Raw genomic sequence first — 5752 nt, 5'->3', positions numbered from 1 at the left:
TGCTCTTTGACATTGATGGATGACTGAAGAGATATGCGGGCGGTTTGGTTCATTTCGATGGATCAGCCGATGCATATCGCGCTGCTAGGATTTAGGTCCGATGATGCAGTGTCAGCTTCACTGTCTTGTACGGTTCTTCGGTGCCTTTGGTACTGAAGCACATACAGACAGAGACTATTGCCGTTCCTAGCCGGAACGGCAGTGATGTGCAGAGGTTCGAACGTCAAGGATATGCTGGTGACAGCATTTCAACTTGAGAGTTTGATCCTGGCTCAGAACGAACGCTGGCGGCAGGCCTAACACATGCAAGTCGAGCGCACTCTTCGGAGTGAGCGGCGGACGGGTTAGTAACGCGTGGGAACGTGCCCTTCTCTAAGGAATAGCCACTGGAAACGGTGAGTAATACCTTATACGCCCTTCGGGGGAAAGATTTATCGGAGAAGGATCGGCCCGCGTTAGATTAGATAGTTGGTGGGGTAACGGCCTACCAAGTCTACGATCTATAGCTGGTTTTAGAGGATGATCAGCAACACTGGGACTGAGACACGGCCCAGACTCCTACGGGAGGCAGCAGTGGGGAATCTTGGACAATGGGCGCAAGCCTGATCCAGCCATGCCGCGTGAGTGATGAAGGCCCTAGGGTCGTAAAGCTCTTTCGCCAGAGATGATAATGACAGTATCTGGTAAAGAAACCCCGGCTAACTCCGTGCCAGCAGCCGCGGTAATACGGAGGGGGTTAGCGTTGTTCGGAATTACTGGGCGTAAAGCGCGCGTAGGCGGATTGGAAAGTTGGGGGTGAAATCCCGGGGCTCAACCCCGGAACTGCCTCCAAAACTCCCAGTCTTGAGTTCGAGAGAGGTGAGTGGAATTCCGAGTGTAGAGGTGAAATTCGTAGATATTCGGAGGAACACCAGTGGCGAAGGCGGCTCACTGGCTCGATACTGACGCTGAGGTGCGAAAGTGTGGGGAGCAAACAGGATTAGATACCCTGGTAGTCCACACCGTAAACGATGAATGCCAGACGTCGGCTAGCATGCTAGTCGGTGTCACACCTAACGGATTAAGCATTCCGCCTGGGGAGTACGGCCGCAAGGTTAAAACTCAAAGGAATTGACGGGGGCCCGCACAAGCGGTGGAGCATGTGGTTTAATTCGAAGCAACGCGCAGAACCTTACCAACCCTTGACATCCTGGGACCGCCAGAGAGATCTGGTTTCCACTTCGGTGGCTCAGTGACAGGTGCTGCATGGCTGTCGTCAGCTCGTGTCGTGAGATGTTCGGTTAAGTCCGGCAACGAGCGCAACCCACATCCTTAGTTGCCAGCAGTTCGGCTGGGCACTCTAAGGAAACTGCCCGTGATAAGCGGGAGGAAGGTGTGGATGACGTCAAGTCCTCATGGCCCTTACGGGTTGGGCTACACACGTGCTACAATGGCAGTGACAATGGGTTAATCCCAAAAAACTGTCTCAGTTCGGATTGTCGTCTGCAACTCGGCGGCATGAAGTCGGAATCGCTAGTAATCGCGTAACAGCATGACGCGGTGAATACGTTCCCGGGCCTTGTACACACCGCCCGTCACACCATGGGAGTTGGGTTTACCCGAAGGCCGTGCGCCAACCTTTTGGAGGCAGCGGACCACGGTGAGCTCAGCGACTGGGGTGAAGTCGTAACAAGGTAGCCGTAGGGGAACCTGCGGCTGGATCACCTCCTTTCTAAGGATGTTTCTAGCATCACAGAGCTTGCTCTTGATCGTGAAGCACTTAGCAACGGACAGCAAACAAAGCTGTCCACCATACGGACCGGACCGTCCTCATATCTCTTCAGAAAACATCAGGTTGTTCCGCCAGGAGCGCCTGGCCCTCTCGGCAGATTTGCTTTGCAAATCGCCTGTCGGGCAACGTCGATTTTGCTTCGCAAAATCAACTGGGTCGGTAGCTCAGGTGGTTAGAGCGCACGCCTGATAAGCGTGAGGTCGGAGGTTCAAGTCCTCCTCGACCCACCATTCCCCGCGGGGATCATTATGGGGCCTTAGCTCAGCTGGGAGAGCGCCTGATTTGCATTCAGGAGGTCAGGAGTTCGATCCTCCTAGGCTCCACCACTTCCTTCGATTTGATCATCAAGCACTTGGCTGAAGTGTTTGATCATCCAATCGGATGAACACATTGACATCGTTAAGAGAGATACAATCAACAATACTGTTGGCCGCCCGCGTGAGGGATTGGCCTCAGTCAGGTGCCGATCTTCTTCGGAAGTGAGGCGAGCTTCAGAATACGTCATGTTTCCTCAGACGTCCTGGAGTATGCCCGGCTGAAACGGCAGTGTTGTCCAAGTCAAGTACACTAACCCGCATGATCGCGAGATCATGCAACAAGTTCCTGGTCACCGACATGACCGGGAGCGGGATAGTTTGCTTTTTGGTTCAGAAACAGAGGCGCCGGTTTCTTACCAGCTTCCGGTGCTGCGGCAGTTTGCACTGTCTCTTTCTGGATCAAATCAAGCGCGAGAAGGGCGTTTGGTGGATGCCTTGGCAGTAAGAGGCGATGAAAGACGTGATACCCTGCGATAAGCTTGGGGGAGCCGGGAATAGGCTTTGATCCCAAGATCTCTGAATGGGGGAACCCACCTGAAAGTTCGTTATAATAGCCGCAAGGCTGCTTATAATGGGCTTAACCAGGTACTTAAGGACTGAATACATAGGTCTTTAAGAGCAAACCCGGGGAACTGAAACATCTAAGTACCCGGAGGAAAGGACATCAATAGAGACTCCGTTAGTAGTGGCGAGCGAACGCGGACCAGCCGAGCCTGATGAGTGACCAGAATGCGTTGGGAAACGCAGCCAGAGCGGGTGACAGCCCCGTATGGGAAGCTTTGAGGGACGTATTAAGTAGGGCGGGACACGTGAAATCCTGTTCGAAGACCGGAGGACCACCTCCGAAGGCTAAGTACTCCTTACTGACCGATAGCGAACCAGTACCGTGAGGGAAAGGTGAAAAGCACCCCGGCGAGGGGAGTGAAACAGTACCTGAAACCGAACGCCTACAATCAGTTGGAGGCCCCTTGAGGGCTGACAGCGTACCTTTTGTATAATGGGTCATCGACTTGGTCTCACGAGCAAGCTTAAGCCGCTAGGCGGAGGCGCAGCGAAAGCGAGTCTTAATAGGGCGCATGAGTTCGTGGGATCAGACCCGAAACCGAGTGATCTAGGCATGGCCAGGTTGAAGGTGCGGTAACACGCACTGGAGGACCGAACCCACATCCGTTGAAAAGGATCGGGATGAGCTGTGCCTAGGGGTGAAAGGCCAATCAAACTCGGAGATAGCTGGTTCTCTGCGAAATCTATTTAGGTAGAGCGTCATCCGAATACCCCGGGGGGTAGAGCACTGGATGGGTAATGGGGCCCCACAGGCTTACTGATCCTAACCAAACTCCGAATACCCGGGAGTACTAGATGGCAGACACACGGCGGATGCTAACGTCCGTCGTGGAGAGGGAAACAACCCTGACCTCCGGCTAAGGCCCCCAATTCATGGCTAAGTGGGAAAGCAGGTGAGACGTCCAAAACAACCAGGAGGTTGGCTTAGAAGCAGCCATCCTTTAAAGATAGCGTAACAGCTCACTGGTCTAATCAAGATGTCTTGCGGCGAAGATGTAACGGGGCTCAAGCCATGAGCCGAAGCCGAGGATGCACATAGTGCATGGTAGCAGAGCGTAGTGTGACATAGTCTCATTCCTCCTTAGTTCCTCCGGGAACATTGGAGGAGAGAGGCTTTCGATGAAGCCGGGGCGTGAGCCATCCGGTGGAGAGATCACTAGCGAGAATGATGACATGAGTAGCGACAAAGAGTGTGAGAGACACTCTCGCCGAAAGTCCAAGGGTTCCTGCTTAAAGCTAATCTGAGCAGGGTAAGCCGGCCCCTAAGCCGAGGCCGAAAGGCGTAGGCGATGGGAACTAGGTTAATATTCCTAGGCCAGGAGGATGTGACGGATCATGAAGGTTGTTCGCCCTTATCGGATTGGGCGGGCCGCTGATTGGTCCCTGGAAATAGCCCTCCATCAGACCGTACCCTAAACCGACACAGGTGGACTGGTAGAGAATACCAAGGCGCTTGAGAGAACGATGTTGAAGGAACTCGGCAAAATACCTCCGTAAGTTCGCGAGAAGGAGGCCCGGGTTCAAGGCAACTTGGATCCGGGGGCACAAACCAGGGGGTGGCGACTGTTTATTAAAAACACAGGGCTCTGCGAAGCCGCAAGGCGACGTATAGGGTCTGACGCCTGCCCGGTGCCTGAAGGTTAAAAGGAGGGGTGAGAGCTCCGAATTGAAGCCCAGGTAAACGGCGGCCGTAACTATAACGGTCCTAAGGTAGCGAAATTCCTTGTCGGGTAAGTTCCGACCTGCACGAATGGCGTAACGACTTCCCCGCTGTCTCCAACATCGACTCAGCGAAATTGAATTGCCTGTCAAGATGCAGGCTTCCCGCGGTTAGACGGAAAGACCCCGTGCACCTTTACTACAGCTTCGCACTGGCATCAGGATTGTGATGTGCAGGATAGGTGGTAGGCATCGAAGCCGGGACGCAAGTCCCGGTGGAGCCTCCCTTGAGATACCACCCTTCGCACTCTTGATGTCTAACCGCGGTCCGTTATCCGGATCCGGGACCCTGCGTGGCGGGTAGTTTGACTGGGGCGGTCGCCTCCTAAAGAGTAACGGAGGCGCGCGAAGGTTGGCTCAGAGCGGTCGGAAATCGCTCGTTGAGTGCAATGGCAGAAGCCAGCCTGACTGCAAGACTGACAAGTCGAGCAGAGACGAAAGTCGGCCATAGTGATCCGGTGGTCCCGCGTGGAAGGGCCATCGCTCAACGGATAAAAGGTACGCCGGGGATAACAGGCTGATACTGCCCAAGAGTCCATATCGACGGCAGTGTTTGGCACCTCGATGTCGGCTCATCTCATCCTGGGGCTGGAGCAGGTCCCAAGGGTACGGCTGTTCGCCGTTTAAAGAGGTACGTGAGCTGGGTTTAGAACGTCGTGAGACAGTTCGGTCCCTATCTGCCGTGGGTGTAGGATACTTGAGAGGAGTTGCCCCTAGTACGAGAGGACCGGGGTGAACGATCCACTGGTGGACCAGTTGTTATGCCAATAGCAGTGCTGGGTAGCTATGATCGGACAGGATAACCGCTGAAGGCATCTAAGCGGGAAGCCCCCCTCAAAACAAGGTATCCCTGAGGGCCGTGGAAGACCACCACGCCGATAGGCCGGAGGTGTAAGCGCAGCAATGCGTTCAGCTGACCGGTACTAATCGCCCGATAGGCTTGATTTGATCCAGTAACAGACAGTGTTACAAAACCAATCAAAGCAAACATCCCTAACTGAACTTGGACATGTTGATTGTATTGCCTTCCGCATGTGGAAACGTCCTGTGACGTAACTCAGGTGCGGCAACGCATGTTTACTTCGTAAACACGCTGCCTGCCGCCAAATCCACTTGCCGGAGGCAAGTGGATTTTCCTCGGTTTGGTGGCTACAGCACAAGTGAAACACCCGGTCCCATCCCGAACCCGGAAGTTAAGCACTGTCGCGCCGATGGTACTTGGGCTCAAGCCCTGGGAGAGTAGGTCACCGCCAAACCTAGTAAAATCCAATAATCTCTCTAAAACGATGAAACAAAACCACTGCCGCGGGATGGAGCAGCCAGGTAGCTCGTCAGGCTCATAACCTGAAGGTCGCAGGTTCAAATCCTGCTCCCGCAACCA

3 tRNA genes and 3 rRNA genes are annotated in these 5752 nt (G+C 54.2%); all 6 read left to right on the top strand.

Features of this window, described 5'->3' with window-relative positions:
* Positions 1-249: 249 nt before the first annotated feature.
* The 6 genes from KUV26_RS23350 (at position 250) to KUV26_RS23325 (ending at position 5752) form a co-directional block, all read left to right on the top strand.
* Positions 250-1711, top strand: a 16S ribosomal RNA gene (locus KUV26_RS23350).
* Positions 1712-1924: 213 nt separating this feature from the next.
* A tRNA-Ile gene (locus KUV26_RS23345) sits at positions 1925-2001 on the top strand.
* A gap of 20 nt (positions 2002-2021) precedes the next feature.
* Positions 2022-2097, top strand: a tRNA-Ala gene (locus tag KUV26_RS23340).
* Positions 2098-2490: 393 nt separating this feature from the next.
* Positions 2491-5319: ribosomal RNA gene (locus tag KUV26_RS23335) — 23S ribosomal RNA — on the top strand.
* A 193-nt stretch (positions 5320-5512) separates the two neighbouring features.
* A 5S ribosomal RNA gene (gene rrf / locus KUV26_RS23330) occupies positions 5513-5627 on the top strand.
* The 16S, 23S and 5S rRNA genes sit together here with 3 tRNA genes alongside, the layout of an rRNA operon.
* 48 nt (positions 5628-5675) lie before the next feature.
* A tRNA-Met gene (locus KUV26_RS23325) sits at positions 5676-5752 on the top strand.

This window comes from Leisingera daeponensis (assembly GCF_019801465.1).
In the GTDB taxonomy this organism is placed as follows: domain Bacteria; phylum Pseudomonadota; class Alphaproteobacteria; order Rhodobacterales; family Rhodobacteraceae; genus Leisingera; species Leisingera daeponensis_A.
This window is presented reverse-complemented; position numbering and strand designations above follow the sequence as displayed.